Annotated in this window: 23 protein-coding genes; 15 read left to right on the top strand and 8 right to left on the bottom strand. The window is 71.2% G+C overall.

Going from position 1 to position 24,445, the window contains the following annotated elements:
- Window positions 1-5 precede the first annotated feature (5 nt).
- Genes ACIA5G_RS04605 through ACIA5G_RS04595 form a run of 3 tightly spaced genes read right to left on the bottom strand, consistent with a single transcriptional unit; the run spans window position 6 to window position 2,645 of the window.
- The gene (locus tag ACIA5G_RS04605) at window positions 6-848 is read right to left on the bottom strand and encodes an ABC transporter permease (protein ID WP_395920818.1); all 843 of its coding nucleotides are present in this window, start codon (window positions 846-848) and stop codon (window positions 6-8) included.
- A complete protein-coding gene (locus ACIA5G_RS04600) occupies window positions 845-1,615 on the bottom strand; it encodes an ABC transporter permease (protein WP_395920817.1) in 771 nt (256 codons plus the stop codon). The genes ACIA5G_RS04605 and ACIA5G_RS04600 overlap by 4 nt, the downstream gene beginning before the upstream one ends.
- Before the next feature lie 4 nt (window positions 1,616-1,619).
- Complete coding sequence (locus ACIA5G_RS04595) at window positions 1,620-2,645, bottom strand: ABC transporter substrate-binding protein (RefSeq protein ID WP_395920816.1); 1,026 nt, start codon at window positions 2,643-2,645, stop codon at window positions 1,620-1,622.
- Between the two features lie 703 nt (window positions 2,646-3,348).
- Here ACIA5G_RS04595 and ACIA5G_RS04590 point away from each other — a divergent pair.
- The 6 genes from ACIA5G_RS04590 (at window position 3,349) to ACIA5G_RS04565 (ending at window position 10,216) form a co-directional block, all read left to right on the top strand.
- Window positions 3,349-6,522, top strand: coding sequence for a nitrate- and nitrite sensing domain-containing protein (locus ACIA5G_RS04590; protein ID WP_395921887.1), 3,174 nt, complete (start codon window positions 3,349-3,351; stop codon window positions 6,520-6,522).
- A 20-nt stretch (window positions 6,523-6,542) separates the two neighbouring features.
- On the top strand, window positions 6,543-7,004 hold the full coding sequence (locus ACIA5G_RS04585; RefSeq protein ID WP_395921885.1) for a roadblock/LC7 domain-containing protein: 462 nt from the start codon (window positions 6,543-6,545) through the stop codon (window positions 7,002-7,004).
- A gap of 25 nt (window positions 7,005-7,029) precedes the next feature.
- The gene (locus ACIA5G_RS04580; protein WP_395920815.1) at window positions 7,030-7,818 is read left to right on the top strand and encodes a DUF742 domain-containing protein; all 789 of its coding nucleotides are present in this window, start codon (window positions 7,030-7,032) and stop codon (window positions 7,816-7,818) included.
- On the top strand, window positions 7,799-8,407 hold the full coding sequence (locus ACIA5G_RS04575) for an ATP/GTP-binding protein (protein WP_247017872.1): 609 nt from the start codon (window positions 7,799-7,801) through the stop codon (window positions 8,405-8,407). Before ACIA5G_RS04580 ends, ACIA5G_RS04575 begins: the two co-directional genes overlap by 20 nt.
- Before the next feature lie 390 nt (window positions 8,408-8,797).
- Window positions 8,798-9,214, top strand: a complete 417-nt coding sequence (locus tag ACIA5G_RS04570; protein WP_091390236.1) for a roadblock/LC7 domain-containing protein — start codon at window positions 8,798-8,800, stop codon at window positions 9,212-9,214.
- 6 nt (window positions 9,215-9,220) lie between these two features.
- Window positions 9,221-10,216 (top strand): DUF742 domain-containing protein, encoded by a 996-nt coding sequence (locus ACIA5G_RS04565; RefSeq protein ID WP_395920814.1) that lies wholly within the window; start codon window positions 9,221-9,223, stop codon window positions 10,214-10,216.
- Between the two features lie 31 nt (window positions 10,217-10,247).
- Here ACIA5G_RS04565 and ACIA5G_RS04560 read toward each other — a convergent pair whose 3' ends face one another.
- Window positions 10,248-12,485: a helicase-associated domain-containing protein gene (locus ACIA5G_RS04560; protein ID WP_395920813.1), complete on the bottom strand. Its 2,238-nt coding sequence runs from the start codon at window positions 12,483-12,485 to the stop codon at window positions 10,248-10,250.
- Between the two features lie 89 nt (window positions 12,486-12,574).
- On the opposite strand from ACIA5G_RS04560, the gene ACIA5G_RS04555 reads away from it, so the two are divergent.
- From ACIA5G_RS04555 to ACIA5G_RS04540, 4 genes are all read left to right on the top strand, one after another.
- Entirely contained in the window at window positions 12,575-12,754 is a 180-nt protein-coding gene (locus ACIA5G_RS04555) for a hypothetical protein (protein ID WP_395921884.1), read from the top strand.
- A gap of 105 nt (window positions 12,755-12,859) precedes the next feature.
- The gene (locus tag ACIA5G_RS04550; RefSeq protein WP_395920812.1) at window positions 12,860-14,248 is read left to right on the top strand and encodes an NAD-dependent malic enzyme; all 1,389 of its coding nucleotides are present in this window, start codon (window positions 12,860-12,862) and stop codon (window positions 14,246-14,248) included.
- Window positions 14,249-14,357: 109 nt separating this feature from the next.
- Entirely contained in the window at window positions 14,358-14,828 is a 471-nt protein-coding gene (gene moaC / locus ACIA5G_RS04545) for a cyclic pyranopterin monophosphate synthase MoaC (RefSeq protein WP_395920811.1), read from the top strand.
- Window positions 14,825-15,745, top strand: coding sequence for a molybdenum cofactor biosynthesis protein MoaE (locus tag ACIA5G_RS04540; protein ID WP_395920810.1), 921 nt, complete (start codon window positions 14,825-14,827; stop codon window positions 15,743-15,745). The genes moaC and ACIA5G_RS04540 overlap by 4 nt, the downstream gene beginning before the upstream one ends.
- Window positions 15,746-15,949: 204 nt before the next feature.
- Here ACIA5G_RS04540 and ACIA5G_RS04535 read toward each other — a convergent pair whose 3' ends face one another.
- The 3 genes from ACIA5G_RS04535 to moaA form a co-directional block, all read right to left on the bottom strand.
- Window positions 15,950-16,582, bottom strand: coding sequence for a transglycosylase family protein (locus tag ACIA5G_RS04535; RefSeq protein ID WP_395920809.1), 633 nt, complete (start codon window positions 16,580-16,582; stop codon window positions 15,950-15,952).
- 854 nt (window positions 16,583-17,436) lie between these two features.
- On the bottom strand, window positions 17,437-17,697 hold the full coding sequence (locus ACIA5G_RS04530; protein ID WP_395920808.1) for a MoaD/ThiS family protein: 261 nt from the start codon (window positions 17,695-17,697) through the stop codon (window positions 17,437-17,439).
- 1 nt (window position 17,698) lies between these two features.
- Window positions 17,699-18,706, bottom strand: a complete 1,008-nt coding sequence (moaA, locus tag ACIA5G_RS04525) for a GTP 3',8-cyclase MoaA (protein ID WP_395920807.1) — start codon at window positions 18,704-18,706, stop codon at window positions 17,699-17,701.
- A gap of 165 nt (window positions 18,707-18,871) precedes the next feature.
- Between moaA and ACIA5G_RS04520 the strand changes: the two genes are divergently transcribed.
- From ACIA5G_RS04520 to ACIA5G_RS04500, 5 genes are read left to right on the top strand one after another with little or no spacing between them, the layout of a single operon-like run.
- Window positions 18,872-19,360 carry a MarR family winged helix-turn-helix transcriptional regulator gene (locus tag ACIA5G_RS04520; protein WP_395920806.1) on the top strand — a complete coding sequence of 163 codons (489 nt, stop codon included), beginning with the start codon at window positions 18,872-18,874 and terminating at the stop codon, window positions 19,358-19,360.
- 33 nt (window positions 19,361-19,393) lie between these two features.
- Window positions 19,394-19,798, top strand: coding sequence for a molybdopterin-binding protein (locus ACIA5G_RS04515; RefSeq protein ID WP_395920805.1), 405 nt, complete (start codon window positions 19,394-19,396; stop codon window positions 19,796-19,798).
- Complete coding sequence (gene modA, locus ACIA5G_RS04510; protein ID WP_395920804.1) at window positions 19,795-20,604, top strand: molybdate ABC transporter substrate-binding protein; 810 nt, start codon at window positions 19,795-19,797, stop codon at window positions 20,602-20,604. Before ACIA5G_RS04515 ends, modA begins: the two co-directional genes overlap by 4 nt.
- A 58-nt stretch (window positions 20,605-20,662) precedes the next feature.
- Window positions 20,663-21,430: an ABC transporter permease gene (locus ACIA5G_RS04505; protein ID WP_395920803.1), complete on the top strand. Its 768-nt coding sequence runs from the start codon at window positions 20,663-20,665 to the stop codon at window positions 21,428-21,430.
- On the top strand, window positions 21,427-22,494 hold the full coding sequence (locus ACIA5G_RS04500; protein ID WP_395920802.1) for a sulfate/molybdate ABC transporter ATP-binding protein: 1,068 nt from the start codon (window positions 21,427-21,429) through the stop codon (window positions 22,492-22,494). Before ACIA5G_RS04505 ends, ACIA5G_RS04500 begins: the two co-directional genes overlap by 4 nt.
- A gap of 120 nt (window positions 22,495-22,614) precedes the next feature.
- Here ACIA5G_RS04500 and ACIA5G_RS04495 read toward each other — a convergent pair whose 3' ends face one another.
- A complete protein-coding gene (locus ACIA5G_RS04495) occupies window positions 22,615-24,396 on the bottom strand; it encodes a multicopper oxidase family protein (protein ID WP_395920801.1) in 1,782 nt (593 codons plus the stop codon).
- Window positions 24,397-24,445 lie beyond the last annotated feature (49 nt).

The following is a 24,445-nucleotide window of genomic DNA, read 5'->3' as shown; positions in this document are numbered from 1 at the left end:
CAGCGTCAGTCGCGGCCGAGGCGGGTCGGCTGCCAGGCCAGCACCCGCCGTTCCGCGGCCAGGAAGATCGTGTTGAAGACGTAGCCGAGGATGCCGAGCAGCACCAGCCACGACCACATGGTCGGGAAGTCGAAGTCCTGCTGGGCGTTCATCAGCGACCGGCCGATGCCGTTGTAGGCGCCGACCAGCTCGGAGATCACCATCAGGAGCAACGAGATGGACAGGCTGACCCGCAGCCCGGCGAAGATCTTCGGCGCCGCCGCGGGCAGCACCACCATCGTGATCCAGTACCGCTTGGGCGTGCGGAACGACCGTGCGGTCTCCACCTTGACCTGGTCGACCGAGCGGACGCCGTCGACCGCGTTGAGCAGCACCGGCCAGATCGCGCCGAAGATGATCGACCCGGTCTGCATGCCCGTGCTCAGCCCGAACAGCACCGCGAACACCGGGATCAGCGTGGGCGGCGGGATCGAGCGGAAGAACGCGAACAGCGGGCCGACGTAGTCCAGCGCCTTTTCGGACCGGCCGACCAGCACTCCCAGGGCGATGCCGAACACCGCGGCCAGCGCCCAGCCGCTGAGCATCCGGCCGAGGCTGGGGAACACGTTGTCGTACACCGCGTCGGTGAGGAAGAGCTGCGACGCGGGCCCGGTGAACCACAGCTTCGCCGCCGCGGTCGCGATCTCCGACGGCGGTGGGAAGAACTTGCTCGCGCCCGCGCGGGCGGCGAACTCCCAGAGCACCACGAGGACCGCGAAGAGCAGCCAGTTGCGCACCACCGTCGCGGCGCCGCGCGCGGCGCGCCGGCCGACCCGGCCGGAACGTGCGGTCAGAGTTGCCGCGGTCATGCGATCGCCTCCCGGTCCACCGTGCTCCACCGGAACAGCCGCTTGCCGATCTGTTCGAGGCCCTCGTTGATCAGGAAGCCGAGCACCCCGGCCACCACGGTACCCGCCAGCACCAGGTCGAACCGGGTCGAACCGGTGCTCGCGACCAGGATGAAGTTGCCGAGGCCGACTTCGGAGCCGGCCAGGAACTCGGTGCTGACCACGGCGATCAGCGCGATGGTCGCCGAGAGCCGGATGCCGGTGAAGACGAACGGCGCGGTGTTCGGCAAGGCGACCGAAGAGAGGATCCGGAACCGGCTGGTCCCGCACGCGCGCGCGGTCTCCATCAGCACCGGGTCGACCTCGCTGAACCCGTAGATCGTGTTGAACATGATCGGCCACAGCGACGCGTACACCGCGAGGGTGATCTTCGCCTCGGGCCCGGACCCGATCACCAGCAGCACCAGCGGGATGAGCGCGGCGACCGGGATCGGGCGGAGGAACTCGACGATCGCGGCGGTGGCGTTGCGCAGCACCGGGATGCTGCCGAGCAGCAGCCCGGCCGGCACCCCGACGGCCACGGCGATCAGCAGGGCGATCAGCCAGGCCAGCATCGTCGCGACCACGTCGCGGAGGAAGGAGGGATCGCCGAGCAGTTCCCCGACGGTGACGAGGACGACGCTGGGCGGCGGGATGAACGTCTTGCTGACCACGCCGACCTGGACGACGACCTCCCAGAGCACGAGGAAGCCGGCCAGGCCGATCAGGTTGCGGAGCAGTTTGGTCACGACGTCAGCTGGCGGTCGCCTGGGGGGCGATCATCGGCGCCGCTTCGACGGGCGTCGTGATGGCGCCCAGCTGCAGCAGCAGGTCGGGGACCCGCTGCATGCGACGCGCGTCCAGCAGCGACCCGTACCCGGGGATGGTCAGCAGCTTCGCCGTGTCCTGGTCGATCTTCGCGTACTTGACCAGCAGCGGCTCGACCTTCGCGCGGTCGTTGATCGCATCGCGGGTGGCCTTCTGCATCGCGCGCTGGAAGGCGGCCAGGGTCTTGGGGTTCGTCTGGACCCACTTCTTCGTCGCGCCGTAGCCGGTCAGGGGGAAGTCCTGGCTGGCGCCGGTGTTGATGTCGATCACCGGGGTCGCGCCGACGTTCTTGGCGGCCTGGGTGATGAACGGCTCCGGGAGGTAGGCGGCGTCGACCTGGCCCGCCGCCAGCGCGGCGGCGATGTTCGGCAGCGGGAGCATGACCCAGTTGACCTTGTCCGACGGCACGCCGTGGTCCTTCATCACGGACTTGGTCAGCAGGTCCGACGCGGTGTTCTTGGCGGTGATGGCGATGCGCCTGCCGGCGAGGTCGTTGACCGTCTTCACCGGCGAGTTCGGGACGGTGACGATGGCGTTGCTCTTGGCGTTCACCGAGGAGCCGTCCGCGACGAGCTGCATGTCGGCCGCACCACTGCTCTTCGCGATGAAGAACGGGGTGTAGGTCGAGAGGGAGATGTCGACCTCACCGGAAATCGACTTGGTCATCGAAGCCTGGCCGCTGGCCGCGACCACCGATTCGACGTCGAGGCCCTCGGCCTTGAAGTAGCCGCCGTCCTGGGCGAGCCAGAACGGGCCGAGGTCCGTCGTCGGCATGATGGAAACCTTGATCTTGGATTTCTCCAGGCCGCCCCCGGTCGACGAGGCGTTCGAGTCGTCCGAGCCGAGCGCGCTGCAGCCGCTGACGGCTGTGACGGCGGCGGCGGTGAGGGCGAGCCCGAGCGCGGCGCGGCGAGTGTGGACCCGGCCCCTGCTCCTGGCGTTTCCAAGCAAGGCCTGCTCCTTGGTCGAAGTGTGACGGATGGTGGACGAAGTCCGCTGGAAGTGTGTGACCCATTGCCCGGAGCCACGCGGCCACTGTAGAGAAGGTGACAGCCTGCTCACAACGGGTGGGAGAAATACACAAGCGAGTGGTACGTGTCACTCTCCCGGCCTCTGGTCTAGACCCACTGCTCCACTCGCCGTAGCGGTTTACCCAGCGTAGGGGCCAGTTCCGGAAAAAGAGATCACCAGCTGTGCGTCGACTGAGCGAACGCTGTGCAACATCCAGTGGGTGCTGTCGGGAGGGTTACATCTTCCCCTGCCGTTCGCTACCCTCTGCACCTGCGGGGAGGTATCAACCTCCGATGTAGTGAGAGAGAGTGCCTGGATGGCCGATCAAGAAGACCCAGTTCGGTTTACCAGGGCACGCTGTGCTTTTCCTGAGAGAAGCTTCCCCGTAGAGACCACTCCCTGGCCGTGCACAGTCGCCGCGCCGGTGGGCTAGGCCGAACCAAGAGACCGATGCGAGACCAGCGCAGGGACCCGACCGTGATGCTCGAGCTGAACCGATTCCGTCCACTCGGACGGGGTTCAGGAACCCCCGTCGAAGACGATCTTTTCACCCGTACGGGTACCGTCTCGCGCTGGGCTCCTCCCGGATGGCCGGTGTGCCGGAGCGCGGGGAGCGTGCAGACGAGTGGCTGACGAGAACGTGATGCGCCCTGGCGGGCGCTGGACGGACCAGGGTTATCCGAGCAGGAACGATGATGGTGGTGCGGCGGTGCCGAACGAAGACGCCGCGGGGGTGGGAGGGACCCCTGCGCGGCAGCCTGGAGCAGATCCAGGCCGGAAGGCCGGGTTTTTCTCCGGCATGCGCGACTGGCGGCTGCGCTCCAAGCTGGCCGCGGTCCTGATCATCCCCACCCTGACCGCGCTGGCGCTGGGGGCGCTGCGCGTGGTCGACGACGCCCAGGAGGCGGCGGAGTTCCAGCGGACGGCCGACCAGGTCGCGTTCGCGGTCAAGGTCACCACGGTGGTCCACGAGCTGCAGAACGAGCGCGGCCTCGCCGTCGCCCGGCTGGCGTCCGCGAACCAGCTGCTGCAGACCGGGCTGGACTCCCAGATCGCCAAGGTCGACCGCGAGGTCACCAACCTGCGGACCGCGGCGGCGGGCCTCGAGTACGACGACCAGGCCACCAAGGACCGGTACGCCCGCGGCATCCAGCGCCTCGACGCGCTGCGCCCGCTGCGCGCGGCCTACAACACCCAGAACGGCCTGCCCGACATCACGGTGATGACGGCCTACTCCGGCATCCTGGACGCCCTGATCGAGCTCGGCCGAGAGGTGACCACCGCGGTCACCGACCGGGACGTGCTCCGGCTCGGCACCAGCACGCAGGCGGTCAGCGAGGCCAAGGAGTTCACCACCCGCGCCGACGCCGAGCTCCAGATCGCGGCGTACCGCGGCAACTTCCCCGGCGACCTGCTGGACCAGACGCGTGCGTCGGCCTCCAGCGCGGACGCCTCGGTCTCGGCCTTCCTCGCGAACGCCGACGACGACCAGCGGCAGCTCTACAACGACACCTACTCCGGGCCGGAGGTCGACGACCGCCGCCGGATCCAGACCAACGCGTTCGCCTTCGCCCAGCTGGGTGAGGCGCCGAGCATCGACACCACCGCGCTCGGCAAGGACAGCACGGTGTCGGCGGACAAGCTGCACGCCGTCGAGTCGAACCTGCTGGCCCAGCTGAAGACCCGCGCGGACGACCTGGCCACCGCGGCCGTCAACTCCGCCTGGATCGGCGGGGCCGTGGTGCTCGTGGCGCTGGCCGCCGCGATCGCGCTGATGCTCATCGTCGCCCGGCTGATGCTGCGCCCGCTGCGGGTGCTGCGGAAGAGCGCGCTGGACGTCGCCTACACCCGGCTGCCCGAGACCGTGCAGGCGATCCTGGACGACCCGGACCCGGTCGGCGCCTCGAAACGCGCCGTCCAGCCGGTGCCGGTCACCTCTCGCGACGAGATCGGCGAGGTCGCGCGGTCGTTCGACATCGTCCACGAACAAGCCGTCAAGATGGCCGCCGAGCAGGCCCTCCTGCGCGAGAACGTCAACGGCATCTTCGTGAACCTCTCCCGGCGGTCGCAGCGGCTGGTGGAACGCCAGCTCGGCGTCATCGACCGGCTGGAAGCCGACGAGCAGGACCCGGACCACTTGGCCAGCCTGTTCGAGCTCGACCACCTGGCCACCCGGCTGCGGCGCAACGGTGAGTCCCTGCTGGTGCTCTCCGGCGCCGGCCTGGCCAAGTCGGTGCCCAAGCCGGTTCCCGCCGGTGACGTCATCGGCGCCGCGGTGTCCGAAATCGAGCAGTACGCCCGGATCGAGGTCGGCATCGTGCCCGACGTCGCCGTCCAGGGCCTCGCGATCCACGACCTCGTGCACGTCCTCGCCGAACTGCTCGACAACGCGACCTACTTCTCCGAGCCGGAGACGAAGGTCATCGTCCGGGCCGTCATCACCCGCCGCAAGGCGCTCGCCATCCAGGTCACCGACCACGGTGTCGGGATGAGCGAGGAGCGGCTGGCCGAGGTCAACGCCCGGCTGGCCGAGCCGCCGGACCTGGACGTGTCGGTGACCCGGCGCATGGGTCTGTACGTGGTTTCGCGGCTGGCCAAGCGCCACGGCATCGAGGTCCGGCTGCGCGAGAACGAGGACATCGAAGGCGGCGTCATCGCCCGCGTCGTCGTCCCGGCCGAGCTGCTCACCCAGCTCCGCCCGGGCATGACGCGGCAGACCCCGCTGCCGCCGAACCGGTCCGAGACGTCGATGTCGATGCCGAGCATCCCGTTGCCGTCGATGCCGTCCGACTACGAGCAGACCCGGTCGCACACGCCGGTGCCGCCGTCGGCGCCACCACCGCCCCCGCCGCCGCCGGCTCCGAAGCACGAGCCGGTCGCGAACCAGGGCGGGCTGGTCCCGCTCGACCAGCCGATCAGCCTGGACGACCTGGTCAGCGGCGGCCGCGCGGCGGGCCCGTTCCTGTCGCCCGAGCTGCCCCGGCCGGACACCCCGGCCTGGCCGACCGCCGAGGACCTGGCGCCGCTGACGCCGTCGGCGAACGGCGACGGCGCCAGCTCGAGCGCGGACACGCAGTTCGCGCCGCTGGTGCTGCCGAAGCGGGAGCCGAAGTACGTCCCGCCGGAGGAGCCGCCACCGCCACCGCCCCGCGCGGAGGAGGTCGGACCGTCGGCGCTCGAGGACGATGTACCCACCCGGCGGCTGCCGATCTACCAGTCGGTGCTGTCACGCTGGTTCAGTGAGGGCGATGACGCGACCGCCGACCCGGTGCCGTCGCAGCAGCAGAGCGAGGTCGACGACCCGAACCTGCCGCCGCTCACCGGCTACGACGAGCCGCCTGCGGAGCAGCCCCTGCCGAAGCGGGTCCCGGAGCGGGTTCCGGAGCACGTCGAACACGTGGACGAGCTGCAGCCGACCGCCGCGACGCGGCACCCGCTGCTCCCGCCCGACGACGGCTGGCACAGTGCCTCCGACGACGGCTGGAGCAAGGCGCAGTCGTTGCTCGAGTCCAAGAACGAGGAGATCACCCCGGCCGGGCTGCCGAAACGCGTCCCGAACCAGTACCTGGTGCCCGGGTCGATCAACAGCCCCTCGGCGGACGAGCCGGCGCAGAACAACTTCGCGGACAACACCGCGGGGATGCCCGGAACGGGTGCGATCACCCGCTCGGCGTCCGCGGCGCGGAACAGGATGGCAAGCTTCCAGCGGGGGTACACCTCGGGACGGCATGCGTTGAAGGAACTACCGGCCGACGAAAGGCTGGAAGGCAGCGGGGTTCCGGGGCGTGGCAACACCACAGACAGCAGTGAGGAGTGAAAGTGACACGGGCGGGTGCAATGCAGCCGGGTGGCTCCGCGCAGCCGAACGGCCAGGCGCATGCCAAGGCGAGCAATGCCGGCAGCTTCGCATGGCTGATCACGGATTTTGTGCACCGGGTGCCCGGCGCGGCCCACGCAGTCGTGGTGTCGGCCGACGGCCTGCTCCTGGCGGCCTCGCGTGGCCTGCCGAAGGACCGGGCGGACCAGCTTGCCGCGGTGGCGTCGGGGCTCACCAGCCTCGCGCGCGGCGCGGCGAAGGTCTTCGAGGGCGGCACGGTGGCGCAGACCGTGGTCGAGATGGCCAACGGCTTCCTCTTCCTCATGTCCGTTTCCGACGGTTCGTGCCTGGCGGTTCTCGGATCGCCGGAAAGTGACATCGGCCTGGTCGTCTACGAGATGACCCTGCTGGTGGAGCGGGTCGGCCAGCAGCTGACCCCGGAAATGCGGGCGCAACTGCAGGGCTCAGCGGTCCGCCGCTGAGATCCGGGGAACCGAGGAGAGAGCCGTGGACGACGGGCGCTTGAGGGGTGATGGCCGGCTCGGTGACGACTTCTCCGGCGGGTGGTCCGAGCAGCATGGGCCGGACGACGGGCGGGAGGACTGGCAGTCCTTCCGGGAGCGCGTCGATCGCGAATGGCGGCAGCGGCGGGTGCAGGCCTCCGACAGCGACCCCGTGCGGGAGCCACCGAACTGGCTGACCGACAGCAACGCCGGGCAGGAACCGATCCGGCCGATCCAGGCCGGCAGCGGCGAATACCGCGACCGGCTGCTCGGCGGGCCGGGCGCGGAGCTGTTCGGCGGTGCGAGCGGGCCGCTGTACGACGCGCACGACTTCGCCGCGTACAGCAACGATCGCGACTACTCGTCGGGACCGGACTCCGGTGAGCTGGCCGCGGCGCTGCCGCGGCAGGCCCACCAGGAGTACATCGACGAGCCGCCGCCGACCGAGATGGAGACCTCGGGCCTGGTCCGGCCGTACTTCCGGACCCGGGGCCGGACGAAGGCGACCCTCGACCTGGCGATCGAGGCGCTGATTTCGACCAGCGAACAGGGCCGGATGCTCGACCGGGTCCGGGTGCCCGAGCACCGGTCGATCTGCGACCTGTGCCTCGACACCCGGTCGGTGGCCGAAGTGGCGGCGCTGCTGCGGCTGCCGCTGGGCGTGGTGCGGGTGTTGATTGGTGACGTGGCGGGTCTCGGGCTGGTGCTGGTGCACTCCAGCAGCCAGACCGTGGGTGACCGCCCGAGTATCGAGTTCATGGAAAGGGTGCTCAGTGGGCTTCGGAGAATTTGACTCCGACGCGAACGCGCCGCAGGTGACGGGTCCGACCTCGTCGGCCAAGATCGTGGTCGCCGGCGGGTTCGGTTCGGGGAAGACGACCATGGTCGGGGCGATCTCGGAGATCGACCCGCTGACCACCGAGGCCATGATGACCGAGGCGAGCGTCGGACACGACGACACCTCGGCCACGCCCAACAAGACGACCACCACCGTGGCGATGGACTTCGGGCGTATCTCCTTGGACTCGGACCTGGTGCTGTACGTGTTCGGCACGCCGGGTCAGCACCGGTTCTGGTTCATGTGGGACGACCTCGCGGTCGGCGCCATCGGCGCGGTCGTGCTGGTGGACACGCGGCGGCTCGCCGACGCGTTCCCCTCGATCGACTTCTTCGAGAACCGGAAGCTGCCGTACGTCGTGGCCATCAACTGCTTCGACCGGCTCCTGCACCACCAGATCGAGGACGTCCGGCACGCGCTGACCATCGCGCCGTCGGTCCCGATCATGGCGTGCGACGCGCGTGAGCGCGACTCCGCCAAGCAGGTGCTGATCTCGGTCGTCCAGCACGCGATCGCGCACGATTCGGCGTTGCGCGCGGGATAACGCATGACGCCCCGAACCGGATGCGGCCGTTGGAGTGAACTCCGCGTGCTTCACCCACTTCGGGGAGTGGTGCGGCCGTCCGGGGCGGGAACGGTCCGGGCCGGTTCGGCGACGCCGTCCCTCCGGATCGCCGGCACCGGTGCTGACCTGCGCGGACACCCTTCCGTGGCGGGGCCTGGCCGGTGCCGGGGAGTGACCCCCGGACGCGTGAGCGGGGCCGGGTCGGCGCGGAGCGCAGCCGGGCGCACACGTAGGGTGCGCACCGGCCGGCCGGTGACGGACTCGACACCACCGGCGGTGCGAATACGCTTTACGGTGGCGTCGTCGACCGGCCGTGCCGGCCACTCCGGTGTGCGGCGCACGGCGCCGCACGAGCAAGGAGGGGCAGTAGTGACGGCATCCGGCCAGGGTTCATTCGGCTGGCTCATCACGGACTTCGTGCGCCGGGTACCCGGCGCCGCGCACGCCGTTCTGGTGTCCGCGGACGGGCTGCTGCTGGCGCCGTCGGAAGGGCTGCCCCAGGAACGCGCCGAGCAGCTGTCCGCGGTCGCGTCCGGGCTGATCAGCCTGACGTTCGGGGCCGCGCGCTGCTTCGAAGCGGGTGGTGTCAACCAGACCGTGGTGGAGATGGAGCGCGGCTACTTGTTCCTGATGTCCGTTTCGGACGGTTCGTCGCTGGCGGTGCTGGCCGCGCCGACGTGCGACATCGGCACCGTCGCCTACGAGATGACCCTGCTCGTCGAGCGGGTCGGCCAGCAGATCACCCCCGAGCTGCGCGCCCAGCTCCAGGGCGGCGTGCGTGGGTAGGGCGAGATGAGGATTTCGGGATTCGACGATCCGGACTCCAGCGGCTGGGACGCACTGCACCGCGGCACCGAGCGCGAGGGGTTCGATTCACCGAGCAAGTTCGACATGTCGACGCTGTCGACGATCATGCCCAAGCGCAAGCCGGCCCGGCCGACGGCGGACCCGCAGGGCTACACCGACGAGGACACCCGCGAGTGGGGTCCGGAGCCGGCCGAAGACGACTACGAGACCGCCCGCGACTGGGGCCCCGACAACGGCGGCGGTTACGACCCCGACGAGCCGGAGTGGCAGGACGGGGAGACCTACGAGCCGGAGCCCCCGGCCCTGGAGCCGGCGTGGACGCCGCCCCGCGGCGCGCGCCAGCCCGCCCCGCCCCGGCCACCCGCACCCCGGCCGCCGATGCCCCGGCACCCCGCGCCCCGGCCCCCGATGTCCAGGCCGCACCCGGCACTCCCGCACGCGGCGCCGTCACACGCGGTGCCTCCGCGCTCGGGGCCCATGCACTCGGGACCCGTGCCGGCGGCGCCGCCGCCCACCTGGGCTCCGCCGGTCGACCCGCGCACCGGCTGGACGCCCCCGCCGGACCCGGAGACCCGCTGGATCCCCCAGCCGGAGCCCTGGGACGAACCTGCCCGTACCGCCGGCCCGGTGCCGGTCGGCTCGGTGGGCTCGCGAGTGCGCCCGTACACGCGCACCGGCGGCCGCACCCGGTCCGACCACAACCTGGCGCTCGAGGCCCTGGTGTCGACGTCCGACGACGGCCGCCGGTACCGCGGCGTCCGCTCGGTCGAGCACCGGCGCATCTGCGACCTGTGCCTGGACACGCGCTCGGTGGCGGAGATCGCCGCCCACCTGCGGCTGCCGCTGGGCGTGGTGAAGGTGCTGGTCGGCGACATGGCCGACATCGGGCTGGTGCTGATCCACCAGACCGAGCTGATCCTGGGCGACCGGTCGTCCCGCGAGTTCATGGAGCGCGTCCTCGCGGGCTTGCGCGCGCTGTAGCCCCTCGGCGGGAGTGACGCGCGGCCCCGGGTCAGTCCTCGACGATGGCCGCCGACGTGATCCGGTGCAGCGAGTACCGCTCGTTGTTGTCACCTTCGAGGATCCCGCCGCCGACTCGCACCGGCCGCACCACGCGCTGGCTGGCGGTGCCGCGGGAGTCGACGAACCCGATCCACACCTCGCGCCGCTCCAGCGTCGCGCGGGACAGCAGCTCCAACGTCGCCGACGTGTCCGCGCCGCCACCCGTCGGCGCCCGCACCGCCGAGCCTCGACGTCGAGCCGAAGCCGCGTCGCCGGCTCGCAGGTTCGACACGATCCGCTCCGCCTGGTCCGGGCTCAGCACCGCCTGCTCACCCGGGCTCCGCCGCGCCGCGCGCGCCTTCGCCGGCAGGCGGCGGCCGCCGGGCCGGATGTCGACGACCCGGCCGTCCGGGCCCTCGGCCGCCGGGGCGAAACCGGCCGCGCGCAGGCCCGCCAGGACCTCGTGCAGCGGGTCCGGGCTGATCACGACCGTCGGCGCGATCAGCCGCAGGTCGTGCTCCGCGGTGACCGGGTGGGCCAGCACCTCGGCCAGCAGCGCCTCGTCGTCACACCGCAGGAACGACGCCGCGACCCCGCCGCGCAGCCGTCCGTGCCGCCGGGCGACGTCGTCGATCAGGTAGCTCAGCGACTGCGGCACCGGCGTGGCCGACTTGGCCTTGAACAGCGCGTGCAGCTCGTCGGCCGTGCGGCCGGTGTCCAGCGCCCGCCGCACCGAGGTCTCGGTGATCCGGTAGACCGTCGCGTGCCCGGCCGACTCGACGTTCGCGACCGCGTCCATCTCCGCCGCCAGCTCCGGCTCCAGCGGCCCCGGCGCGACCACCGTCAGGTCGGCCTGCAGCAGCACCCGGTCCACCGGCGCGGGCAGCGCGTCCAGGATCGCCTCGACCGCGCCCGGCCGGTCGTCGGCGAGCAGCGCGCGCGTCGCCGTGGTGACGCCGCCGAGCGCGACGATCCCCAGCGCGCTCGCCTCGGCCATCGTCCAGCGGACGGTCTCGTCCCGCAGCCGCCCGCCGCGCCGCGGGGCGCGCCAGGCCAGCACCGCGACGAGCTCGTCGACGCTCTTCACGCCGGTGCCCTCGGGCAGGTCGGCCAGCGCGGCCAGCACCCGCCGCCGCGCGACCGGCGCCAGCGGGCGGCGCAGCTCCTCCGACAGCGGCGCGATCGGCTTGTCCTTGCCGTCGCGCCCGCCGGCCATCCCGGGCAGCCGCGGCAGCTCCAGCCACGCCTGCGCGAGCGTCATCCACCGCTGCGCGGTCGGCGACGCCAGCCACGAGTCGGTCAGCGTCGTCGGCACCCACTCGGGCGCGGTCGCTTCGCTGTCGGCGACGAGCCCGGCGCCGACGACCAGCTCGGCGAACAGGGTCGCCTGCGCGTCGTCGATCTCCAGGTCCTTGGCCAGCTTCTTCAGCTCGCGCACGCCGAGGCCGCCCGACTTGAGCACCGGCGGCGGCGCGGCCGACCACGCGCGCAGCAGGGATTCGGTGCGGCGCAAGAACTCCATCGCTTCACCGGCCGCCGCCTCGTCCAAAGTGGACATCTGGTGCGGGTGCACCGGCAGCGTGGGCTCGGTGAGGGTGCCCGGCGCGAAGGCCCCGCCGCGCACCGCGACACCGACCTCGCGCGGCAGCTCGACGGTCTGGTCGTCGCGCCGCAGCAGCAGCCCGCGGGCCAGCAGCTTCTGCACCGGCGTGGTGGCCTTCTCGAACGACAGGTCCTGCCCGGCGTCCCGGGTGCGGCCGATCGGCGGGCCGGCGGCGAGGGCGGTCAGCACGCCGCGTTCGTCGTCGGGCAGCTCGGCCAGCCGTGCCCCGAGGTCGTCGCCGGCGAGCGCCGGCGACGACGCGCCGAGCCCGGCGGGGAACGGCCCGAGCGCCTCCCGGGCCGCGGGCGGCACGCGCAGCGCGTCGTCCGGGCCCCAAGCAAGCGCCCGCGAGCGCAACTGGGCCAGCGGGACGGCGATGTCGGTGCCGACCAGCTTCGCGACGTCGGCGACCGGCACGGGATCGCGGTCCGCCCCGGCCAGCAGGCACGCTTCGAGCACGGCCAGGGTGAAGGTGTCGAGGTCTTCGCAGGCGCGCGCGACCGAGCCCGGCGTGCCGGCCCGGGTGGCGAGCACGGTGCTGTCGGAGGGCGGAGGCGTGGACAGGTCGCGACGCGTGCGGAGGAGCTCCGCGAGTGCGTCGTCGGACTCCGCACGCAGCCAGTCCGCCAAGGAGGTCGCGGGCATAGAAGGCCAGGATACCGGGCGGTTGGCTGAGCTTGCGGGGGCTCAGGCAGACTGTCCCCGAAGAACCGAGTAAGGCTGTGGAGGACGTTGTGGCCAAGGGTGAGAAGAAGCACAAGGGCGTCGACCCGACCTGGCCGGGCGAGGCCGGGGAGCACCCCGTGACCGAGCTCGCGGCCGACCGCCAGGGCGCGCTGTCGCCGTTCGGCGATGTCACGTTCCCGCTCGACACGGTGCCCTACGTGCACCCCGAGACCGAGATCAACCGCTGACCGCATAGTTACTGGTCAGTACCGGTTCCGGGGCCTCGTGAGGGCGGTCACGGGAGTAGGTTCGCTCCCGTCCCAACCGACTTTTCCCATGCGGGGGTAAGCGCCATGCCGGTTCCCGGTCCCGGATATTCGATCACCGTCCGGGTCGAGGCCCCGGCCTCGTCCAGCGCGGCCGGTGACCTCACCACGGCCGTCGGGCGCGTCGGCGGCGTGCTGACCGCGTTCGACGTCGTCGAGTCCCACTCCGACTCGATCGTGGTCGACATCAGCGCCAACGCGCTGTCGGAGAACCACGCCAACGACATCACCCAGACGCTCGACTCGCTGCCCGGCGTCAAGGTCCGCAAGGTCTCCGACCGGACGTTCCTGATCCACCTCGGCGGCAAGATCGAGGTCACCCCCAAGGTCGCGCTCCGCAACCGTGACGACCTCTCCCGCGCTTACACCCCGGGTGTCGCGCGGGTCTGCCAGGCCATCGCGAACAACCCCGAGGACGCGCGCCGGCTGACCATCAAGCGCAACACCGTCGCCGTCGTCACCGACGGGTCCGCGGTGCTCGGCCTGGGCAACATCGGCCCGGCCGCCGCGCTGCCGGTGATGGAGGGCAAGGCGGCGCTGTTCAAGAAGTTCGCCGACGTCGACGCCTGGCCGGTGTGCCTGGACACCCAGGACACCGAGGAGATCATCAAGATCGTCAAGGCGATCGCGCCGGTGTACGCCGGGATCAACCTCGAGGACATCGCCGCGCCGCGCTGCTTCGAGATCGAGGCCCGGCTGCGTGAACAGCTCGACATCCCCGTCTTCCACGACGACCAGCACGGCACCGCGATCGTCGTGGTCGCCGCGCTGCGCAACGCCCTGCGCGTGGTCAAGAAGAACATCGAAGACTGCAAGATCGTGGTCAGCGGCGTCGGCGCGGCCGGCTCGGCGATCATCCGGCTGCTGCTGCGCAAGAACCCGGGTGACATCGTCGCCGCGGACATCGACGGCATCGTCCACTCCGCGCGTGGCAACCTCGACGACAACCTCGCGTGGATCGCGTCGCACACCAACAAGGAGCAGGTCAGCGGCACCCTGCACGAGGCGCTCGTCGGCGCGGACGTCTTCATCGGCGTCTCCGCGCCCAACCTGTTCGGCGCCGAGCAGGTCGCGACCATGAAGTCCGACGCCGTGGTGTTCGCGCTGGCGAACCCGGACCCGGAGATCGACCCGCTCGAGGCGCAGCAGCACGCGTCGGTCGTCGCGACCGGCCGCAGCGACTTCCCGAACCAGATCAACAACGTGCTGGCCTTCCCGGGTGTCTTCCGCGGCCTGCTCGACGCGCACGCCAACAACATCGACGACAACATGCTGCTGGCCGCCGCCGACGCGATCGCCGACGTCGTGGACAACGGCAAGCTCAACGCGTCGTTCATCGTGCCGAGCGTGTTCGACAGCGCGGTGGCGCCCGCCGTCGCCGACGCCGTCCGGAAGGCCGTGCGCGCCGAGCGCTAGCCGGCCGGGACCACCCGGGATCCGCCTCACGGCGGACGCCGGTCGCGGCGGAGTCGACCCGCCCGGTGCCCGCGGCGGCGTTGCGCGCGCTCGGAAGTAGCCTCGCCATGTGAGTGAACTCAGCCACGTCGACGAAACCGGGGCGGCCCGGATGGTCGACGTCTCCGGCAAGACCGCCACCGCGCGCACCGCGCTCGCGGCGGGCACCGTGCGGACCACCGCCGAGGTGCTCCGGCTGGTGGCGTCCGACGGCCTCCCGAAGGGCGACGCACTGGCCACCGCCCGGATCGCCGGGATCATGGGCGCGAAGCGGGTGCCCGAGCTGATCCCGCTGTGCCACCAGATCGCGCTGTCCGGGGTCAAGGTGGAGTTCGAGCTCGGCGAGGCCGAGGTCCGCATCCGCGCGACGGCGAAGACCACCGACGTCACCGGCGTCGAGATGGAGGCGCTGACCGCGGTGGCGGTGGCCGGGCTGACCCTGCACGACATGATCAAGGCCGTCGATCCGGCGGCGACGCTGGACGAGGTCCGCCTGCTCCGCAAGGACGGCGGCAAGACCGGGACCTGGGAGCGGCCGTGAAGCGCAGTGCGCGGGTGATCGTGGCGTCCAACCGCGCCGCGAAGGGTGTCTACGAGGACAAGACCGGCCCGGTGATCGCCGCCTGGCTGGCCGGCCGCGGGTACGAGGTGCCGGCGCCGGTCGTCGTCGAGGACGGCGACCCGGTCGGCGTTGCGCTGCGGGCCGCGCTGGCCGACGGCGTCGCCGTGGTGCTCACCACCGGCGGCACCGGCATCTCGCCGACCGACCGCACCCCGGACGTCACGCGCGCGGTGCTCGACCACGAGCTGCCGGGGGTCGCGGACGCGATCCGCGCCGCCGGGCTGCCGAAGGTGCCGACCGCGGTGCTCTCGCGCGGTCTCGCGGGGGTGGCCGGGCGGACCCTGGTCGTGAACCTGCCGGGGTCCAGCGGCGGTGTGAAGGACGGCCTGGGTGTGCTCGACGGCATCCTGGACCACGCCGTCGACCAGCTGGCCGGCGGTGACCACCCGCGTCCGGCCGCTTCGGCGCCTTCGGTGCGCGTGGTGCGGGCGCTGGTGACCGAGGAGACGTTGTCGGTCGAGGAGCACGCCCGGCTGGTCGAGGACGACGCCGCGGGTGCGGTGGTGACGTTCGCCGGGGTCGTCCGCGACCACGACGGCGGCAAGGGGGTGCGCGACCTGACGTACGAGGGCCACCCGAGCGCGGGCGACGTGATCGCCGACGTTGTCGCGGACCTGTCGGCGCGCTGGACCGGCGTGCGGGCGGTGGCGGTGAGCCACCGCATCGGTCACCTGGCGATCGGCGACGTCGCGCTGGCGTGCGCGGTGGCGGCGGAGCACCGCGGCCAGGCGTTCTCGGCGTGTTCGGACCTGGTGGACGAGGTCAAGGCGCGGCTGCCGGTCTGGAAGCACCAGCACTTCACCGACGGCACCGACGAGTGGGTCAACTCGCCGTGACCCGTGTGGGCCGCGGAGTGCCCGAACGGCGGCCTGGAACGCCGAGGACGTGGTTGGTCCCCAGGTTCGGCCCCAATCGCGTCAGAAGGCGAATGAGCCGGTCTGAGGTGGAGACGCACGAACCCTCCACCGCCCGGGGGATCGGCGGTGGAGGGTTCGTGGTGTCACGGCGCGAGGCCGGACTTACGCATCACTGCGCGATCGTCACTTGGTGGCGATCTTCTGGCCGACGAGGATCAGGTCCGCGTTCGGGATGTACTTCGAGTTCAGGTCCTGCAGCTTCGCGTAGCCGCCCTGGACGTTGAACTGCTTGGCGATCTTGGACAGGGTGTCGCCCGCCACGACGGTGTAGTCACCGGCCGGGTTCGAAGACGCAACGCCGGTCGCCGCCGGAGCCGCCGCCTGCTTCGGGGCGGTCGTGCTCTTCTTCGGGGTCACCTTCTTGGGGGTGCTGGTGGTCGACTTGTGGGTGGCCTTGGGGGCCGACGAGCCGCCGCCCTTCTTGCCACAGACCGGCCAGGCGCCGATGCCCTGACCCTGCAGGACACGCTCGGCCACGGCGATCTGCTGCTCACGCGAAGCGTTCTGCGCGCTGCCGGTGCCGCCGTAGGCCTTCCAGGTGCTCTGCGAGAACTGGAGGCCGCCGTAGTAGCCGTTGCCGGTGCTGGTGCCCCAGTTGCCGCCGCTCTCGCACTGCGCAATGGCGTCCCAGTTCGTCGCCGACGCGGGGGTCGCGGCGATTGCGAGGGGAGCGCCGACCGCGATGCCCGCGATGGCGACGCGAGCGACGGTGCGGGTGGCTGCGGACATCTTGCGGTGCTTGCCTCGGTAAGACATCTGAATGCTTCTCAGGCTTCCCTGCGCCTACGAGCCGGTGCTGAGGGTCAGGATCGGGGTCCTGGCGCCGGCCCTCTCAGGCCGGCAGGCGAGTCCGACGCACGTCGCGTCTTCGTCGTCCCCTCGTCCCTGTCCGGAAATGCTTTCGCTCGGGGTATGGGTCCGGGGATCCGTCGGACAGGGCTAGGCGCTACGGATTCCCGGTCGTGCTGGTTGGTCGGGGCCAACCGAAAAGCGACGGTACGTAACGAGAGCCGTGATCGGAAATTATTCGGGGCGTGACCTACGTCACAGTAACAGCACGCAACCCTCGTCGATGCGGGCGTCTTCGCAGGTCAGCGGGCCGTTATCTCCCCGTTTCCTTGCCGAGATAAAACACGGATCGTGAGGCTTGCATCACGTGTTTTGCGCAGCGAATGGGCCATTCGCGACGTCGGGCAAGCGAATGAAGCGCGCATCCTATGACGCACTCCGGCAGTTCGCCAGACTTGACAATCCTGCCTCAGGTGCCCCTTGAGTCACAGCAGTCCCACACGTTAGTGGGGTTTGAAGTCACGCCGGGGAAGCCGCGGTGACCGGGTCGGGCCGGCTGGGCCGACACAGGGCGACGGACCAGGCGAAACGGGTCACCGGATGGCGTTGCGACCGGCGCTGTTCAGCCTCTCGCGAACAGCCGGATCCGGTGACGCGCCACGCCGCACAGAGATAAAGGACTTCGCCGAGCGGTCCGCTCCGGTACCCGAGCGGTAGATCGAGTACGGCAAGGGCGAACTCGCGTGCCCAGGTGGACGGCTCGCGTACCTGGACGGACGACTCGCGTGCCTGGAGGGTCGGCTCGCGTGATCAGCGGGGCATCAGCCGCCGGCGAACGGGGGGAGGACGTCGAGCTCGGCGCCATCCGTCAGCACGCGGGTGCGATCCCGGACCGCGACCCCGTCGAGCAGGTAGCTGACCGCGTCGAGGATCTTCGGCAGGCCCTCGGGGTGGAGGCGGCGCAGCTCGGCCACCGCGTCGGACACCGACGCGCCGGACGGCAGCTGCACCTTCTCTTCTTCTACGCCCGCGGCGGCCCGCGCCGCCGCGAAGTACCGGACCACGATGGTCAGGGTCGTCATCTCAACCGCCGATCGCGCTCATCGGCCGGATCGGCTGCGCGAACCCGGCGTCGTTGATCTCGTGGCCGGCGAGCTTGCCCCACATCGTGGCGCGCCAGGCGTCCGCCACCTCTTCGTCACGCGCGCCCGCGCGCACGAGGGCCCGCAGATCCGTTTCGTCGTTGCTGAACAGGCAGGAGCGGACCGCGCCGTCGGCGGTCAGCCGCGTCCGCTCGCACGCCGAGCAGAACGGCCGGGTCACCGACGCGATCACGCCGACGTCGCCGGGGCCGCCGTCGACCAGCCAGCGCTCGGCGGGCGCGCCGCCGCGGGCGACCGGGAACGGCGACAGCGAGAACTCCGCGCCCAGCATCTCCAGGATCTCCGACGCGGTGATCATCTCGCCGCGGTTCCAGCCGTGCTGGGCGTCCAGCGGCATCTGCTCGATGAACCGCAGGTGGTAGCCCTCGGCGAGGCAGAACTTCAGCAGCGGCACGGCTTCGGTCTCGTTCACGCCCCGCATCAGCACGGCGTTGACCTTCACCGGCGACATCCCGGCGTCGCGCGCGGCCGCCATGCCGGCCAGCACGTGCGAGAGCCGGTCGCGGCGGGTGATCTCGAGGAACTTCTCCGGGTTGATGGTGTCGAGCGAGACGTTGATCCGGACCAGGCCCGCCGCGGCGAGCGCGGGCGCGCGCTTGGCGAGGCCGATCCCGTTCGTCGTCATGGACAGCCGCGGCCGCGGCTCCAGCGCCGTGATCCGCGCGACGAGGTCCTCGAGGCCCGGCCGCAGCAGGGGTTCGCCGCCGGTGAGCCGGATGTCGGTGACACCCAGCATCTCGACGGCGATCCGCATCAGCCGGACCAGCTCGTCGTCGGACAGCACCTGCTCGCCCGGCATCCAGTCGAGGCCCTCCGCGGGCATGCAGTAGGTGCAGCGCAGGTTGCACCGGTCCGTGAGGGAAACCCGGAGATCGGTGGCGATCCGGCCGAAGGTGTCGATGAGTTTGGGGTTCTCGGGCCTGGGCACGCGAGATGACCCTCGTGTACCGGGGACGCGAGGAAACCCGAGATCCACTGCCGTCATTACGCCCAGAGTAGCCCGCATCACGCGCAAACCTCAGTGATCGTCCGGATACTTTGGGCAGTAAGCTGTTCAGTGGGCGAACGACCTGCGCGAACCGAAGGACAAGTGATGACGGGCACAGCGGAAAAGACCTACCCGGTCCCCGAAGAAGAGCTCTTCCGCTTCGCGGAATTGGGCCGCGCGGGCAGCACGCTCACCGTCCTCCGCCACGCCCGGATCGCCGAGCGGATGGGCCTGTCGGGCACCGACCACAAGACGTTCGACCTGGTCGTCCAATCGAACGGACCGTTGACCGCGGGCCGGATCGCCGAGCTCACGGGGCTGTCCACCGGCGCCGTCACCGGTGTCATCGACCGCCTGGAGAAGGTCGGGCTGGTGCACCGCGTCCGTGACCCCGAAGACCGCCGCAAGGTCCTCGTCGCGGTCGTGCCGGGGGCCAGTGAGCGCTTCGCGCCGCTCTTCCAGTCGGCCTTCGACTGGCTCCGCGAGATGCTGGCGCAGTTCTCCCCGGCCGAACGAAAAGTGATCGAGCGTTATCAGAATGTCATGCTCGAACAGCTGCGCGCCGAGATCATGGACAATTCGCGCCCCGCGTAGCTTTTCCTCAAGTGCGGAGATAATCTCTCGGACATGCCGCAATTTCGGTTGTCCGAGGCCGCCCGCCTGCTCGGAGTCAGTGACGACACCGTCCGCCGGTGGGTGCGCGCGGGACAGCTGACCGCCACCGACGACGCCGCCGGCCGCAAGGTCGTGGACGGCGCCCAGCTGGCCGGGTTCGCCCGGGCACAGGCCGTCGGGCCCGAAGACCCCTCGACCGTCGGCCGGTCCGCCCGCAACAGGTTCGTCGGGCTGGTCACCGAGGTCATCGCCGACAAGGTGATGGCCCAGGTGGAACTGCAGTGCGGGGCACACCGCGTGGTGTCCCTGATGAGTACGGAAGCCGTCCGCGAGCTGGGCCTGCGCCCCGGGGTGCTCGCGGTCGCGGTGGTCAAGGCGACCACTGTCGTGGTGGAAACACCGGAAGGAAGTAAATGAAGAAGCTCGCTCTCGCCGTCGCGGCCGTCGCCCTGTTCGCGGGCGCCTGCAGCAGCTCGGACGAGCCCAGCACGCAGACCGGCGGGTCGTCGGTCAGCGCGCCCGCGCCCAAGGGCACCGGCGGCACCGGTGGCGGCACGCTCACCGTGTTCGCCGCCGCGTCCCTCACCGAGTCGTTCACCGCGCTCGGCAAGGAGTTCGAGGCCCAGCACTCCGGCGTCACCGTGAAGTTCAGCTTCGCGGGGTCGTCCACCCTGGTGCAGCAGCTGACCAACGGCGCGAAGGCCGACGTCTTCGCCTCCGCCGACCAGGCGAACATGGACAAGGCCACCCAGGGCGGGGTGATCGACGGCCAGGCGACCGTGTTCGCCACGAACAAGCTGGCCATCGCCGTCGCGCCGGGCAATCCGAAGGGCATCAAGTCCTTCGCCGACCTGAACAAGGCCGGCCTGAGCGTCGTGACCTGCGCGCCGCAGGTGCCGTGCGGCTCGGCGACCAAGAAGGTCGAGCAGCAGACCGGCGTCACGCTCAAGCCGAAGAGTGAAGAGTCGGACGTCAAGCAGGTGCTGAACAAGGTCCAGTCCGGCGACGCCGACGCGGGCCTCGTCTACGTCACCGACGCCACCTCCGCCGCGGGCAAGGTGGACAAGGTCGACTTCCCGGAGGCGGCCCAGGCGATCAACAACTACCCGATCGCCGCGATCAAGGGCGGCCAGGCCGAGCTGGCGCACCAGTTCGAAGAGTTCGTCCTCGGCACCGAGGGCAAGAACGAGCTGGCCAAGGTCGGGTTCGGTTCTGCGCAGTAGGCGTTCCGCGAGTGGCCGGCCGGGCCGGGTCCCGGCCGGCCACTCGCGCGTCCCGTGGGTGCTCGCCATCCCCGCCACGCTGGCGCTGGCGCTGGTGGTGCTGCCGGTCGTCGGGTTGCTGGTGCGCTCGGACCTGACACGACTGCCGTCGCTGATCGCCACGCCGTCGTCGTGGCACGCGCTGCGCCTCTCGCTGATCACGGCCGCGCTGGCCACCCTGGCCTGCGTGCTGCTCGGCGTGCCGCTGGCCGTCGTGCTCGCGCGTGCCCGCTTCCGCGGCGTCCGGCTGCTGCGCTCGATCGTGCTGCTGCCGCTGGTGCTGCCGCCCGTCGTCGGCGGGCTCGCACTGCTCTACCTGCTCGGCCGCAAGGGCTTCCTCGGCATGCTGATCACCACGCTGACCGGGGAGTCGGTGCCGTTCACCACGACCGCGGTGGTCATCGCGCAGACGTTCGTCGCGATGCCGTTCCTCGTGGTCAGCCTCGAAGGCGCGCTGCGCGGCGCCGGCGACCGCTACGAGCAGGTCGCCGCGACCCTCGGCGCGCGTCCGTGGACGGTCTTCCGGCGCGTCACGCTGCCGCTGCTGCTGCCCGCGCTCGGCTCGGGCGTCGTGCTGAGCTTCGCCCGCGCGCTCGGCGAGTTCGGCGCCACGATCACCTTCGCGGGCAGCCTCGAAGACGTCACCCGCACGCTGCCGCTGGAGGTCTACACGCAGGCCGAGGTGGACATCGACAGCGCCGTCGCGCTCTCCATACTGCTCATCGTGGTGGCGGTGCTCGTGATCGCCGTCGCGCGGCCGCGTTCGTGGGAAGGCGGCCTGCGGTGAGCCTCACGGCCCGGATCGAGGCCGTCCGCGGCTCGTTCTCGCTGGACGTCGACCTCGACGTGGCCGCCGGGACGGTGCTCGCGCTGCTCGGCCCGAACGGCTCCGGCAAGTCGACCGTGCTGGGCTGCCTCTCGGGCTTGATCACACCGACGTCGGCGGAGATCACCGTGGCCGGGCGCGAGCTGGCCGGGGTGCCGCCGCACCGCCGGGGGATCGGGCTGCTGTCCCAGGACGCGCTGCTCTTCCCGCACCTGTCCGCGGCGGACAACGTCGCGTTCTCGCCGCGGTCGACCGGTGCCGGCCGCCGCGCCGCCCGGGAACGCGCGTACTTCTGGCTGGCCGAGGTGGACGCCGTCGCGCTCGCCGACCGGCGGCCCGGGCAGCTGTCCGGCGGCCAGGCCCAGCGGGTCGCGATCGCCAGGGCGCTCGCCGCCGAGCCGGACCTGCTGCTGCTCGACGAGCCGTTCGCCGCCCTCGACGTCGACGCCGCGCCGGCGATCCGCGGCCTGCTGCGGCGCGTGCTCAAGACCGGGCCGACCACCGTGCTCGTCACCCACGACCCGCTGGACGCGCTTGCGCTCGCCGACCACGTCGCGGTGCTGAACGGCGGCCGGATCGTCGAACACGGCCCGACCCGCGAAGTGCTTTCCGCACCGCGAACGGCGTTCACCGCGCGGATCGCCGGGCTCAACCTCGTCGCCGGGACGGCGGTCGTGGCCGGCCTGCGGACCGCGTCGGGTGACGTGGTGGCCGGCCTCCCGGCCCCGGACGTCGTGGTGGGCGAGCCCGCGGTGGCGGTGTTCCCGCCCAACGCCGTCGCCGTCTACCCGCACGACGGTGAGCACCGCGGCAGCCCGCGCAACACCACCGACGCCGTGGTCGCCGCGCTGGAGCCGCACGGCCCGGTGATCCGCGTCCGGGCCGAGGGCGACGGCTGGGCCCACGGCCTCACCGCCGACCTCACCCCGGCCGCCGTGGCCGAGCTCGCCCTGGAGCCCGGCTCGGCGGTGACGCTGTCGGTGAAGGCCGCGACCGTGAGCGTGCACCCGGCCGCGGCCTCCTGACTCACTCCCACGGCCCCGCCGGCGGCGGGCTCACGCTGTTGTCCGATTGCCAGCGCCCCAAGGCGGCCTTCGTTGCGTCTCACGCACCGAAGGCCACATTGGGGCGCACTGGAGCCGGCGTCAGCCGTCGTGGTGGTGGTCGCCGCCGGGGTGGACGTGGAACTTGGCCACCTCGGGCGGGTGCACGACGAACGGCCGCATCATGCCTTCGTCCTCGTGGTCGAGGATGTGGCAGTGGTACATGAACTCGCCGGTGCCGCCGCCGAACTGCCCGGCCACGCTCACCCACTGGCCGGGGTTCACGATGATCGTGTCCTTCCAGCCCTCCTCGTACTTCTCCAGCGGGACGTCGGTGAAGCCGCTGATCGGCGCCGTCGTCCGCTCCGAAGGCTGGTCGAACGTCGTGGTGAAGGCCCGCCGGAACAGCGCCTGGAACTCCGTCAGGTGGATGTGGATCGGGTGCGCGGGCCCGCCGTTCGCGACGTGCAGGATGTTCCACACCGCCCAGCGGTCGTGGTTGATGAAGATCCCGGTGGTGTCGTCGAAGAGCCGCCCGATCATCCGGAACGTCTTCAGCCCGCCGGCCGGGTCCTGCACCTGGATGATCCCGGCGCCGCCCGGATCCGCGTCGACCGGCTCCAGGTCCCACATCTCCGGGTGGCCTTCGGCGTTGAGCAACAGCGCGATCCAGACGTGGTCGTGGTCCTCCGGCAGCGTCGAGCCGTGCACCAGCCGGGTGTAGGACGTCGAGATCTTCTCCGGCAGCCGGAACGGGTCGTGCTTGGCCCGGCCGTCGACGCGGAACTCCATCAGGTCCGGCTCGACCGTGCCCAGCCGCGGGTCGGCGTTGCGCAGCTTGAGCTTTTGCCCCTTGAAGCGGCTGAAGTCGATCAGCACGTCGAACCGCTCGGCCGGGGCGACGGTCAGGCCGTTGGCAGGCAGCGGTGCTGGCGCGGGCAGCAGGCCGCCGTCGGTGCCGATCAGGCGGACGGCGTCGTTCACCGGGTTGTTGTTCTCGTCGACCAGGTTGAGCGTGTAGAACCGCGAGTTGGCCGCGTTGAGCAGCCGGAAGCGGTACCACCGCGCGTCGACGTCGAGGTGCGGCCAGATCACGCCGTTGACCAGGTTGAACGGGCCGGTGAACGGGATCATCGGGCCGTTCGGCACCACCGGGACCTTGAACAGCAGCTGTCCGTTGAGCGGGCCGGTGGGCGAGTCCCGGTCGAGGTTCCGGTCGGTGATGATCAGCGGGATCTCGTGGTCGCCGTCCGGCAGGTCGAGCGCGTCTTCCTCGTCGTCGCGGAGCAGGTACATCCCGGCGAGGCCGGCGTGGACGGTGAAGCGCGTGATCGCCATCGCGTGGTCGTGGTACCAGAGCGGCATCGCCGGCTGGACGTTCTGGTACTCGGCCAGCTGCGAAGTGCCCTTGAGGCCGGCGTTGTGCGCCCAGCCGTCGTTGCCCGCGTTGGTGCGCGCGCCGTGCAGGTGCACCACGGTCCACGACGGCAGGTCCGCGACACCGTCGATGACGGCGTAGCCGGTCTTCTCGAGCTCGCGGCCCGGGCGGCTGGCCGGCGCGTCACCCACCGGGCCCTGAACGGCGACGAGCGGGAACTCGCCGTCGATTTCGTTCGACCACGAAATCCGCAGTTGTTTACCGCTGCGCACTTCGATGGTCGGACCCGGGAAATGGCCCGCGTACGTCCACAACGTGCTCGGCGGCAATTGCGAGTGCAGTCGCCGGCGCTTCGCGATCATCGGGATGGTGATCATGTCCTCGCCCCACCACGAATGCGGCCGCAGCACCGGCGGAATGCGCAGTGGGTCGAGGAACTTGGTGAGCCCCCAGTTCGGCCCGGCGATCGGCCCGGCCGTGGCCGGACGCTCGATGATTTCGGTCATTCGGTTCTCCCCCTCGGCGTTCGGGGGCAGGAAGAATTGCGCCCCGGCG

The sequence above is a fragment of the Amycolatopsis sp. NPDC051758 genome, assembly GCF_044453095.1.
Taxonomy (GTDB): domain Bacteria; phylum Actinomycetota; class Actinomycetes; order Mycobacteriales; family Pseudonocardiaceae; genus Amycolatopsis.
The sequence above is the reverse complement of the archived record's forward strand: the minus strand, read 5'-3'. Positions and strand labels throughout refer to the sequence as shown.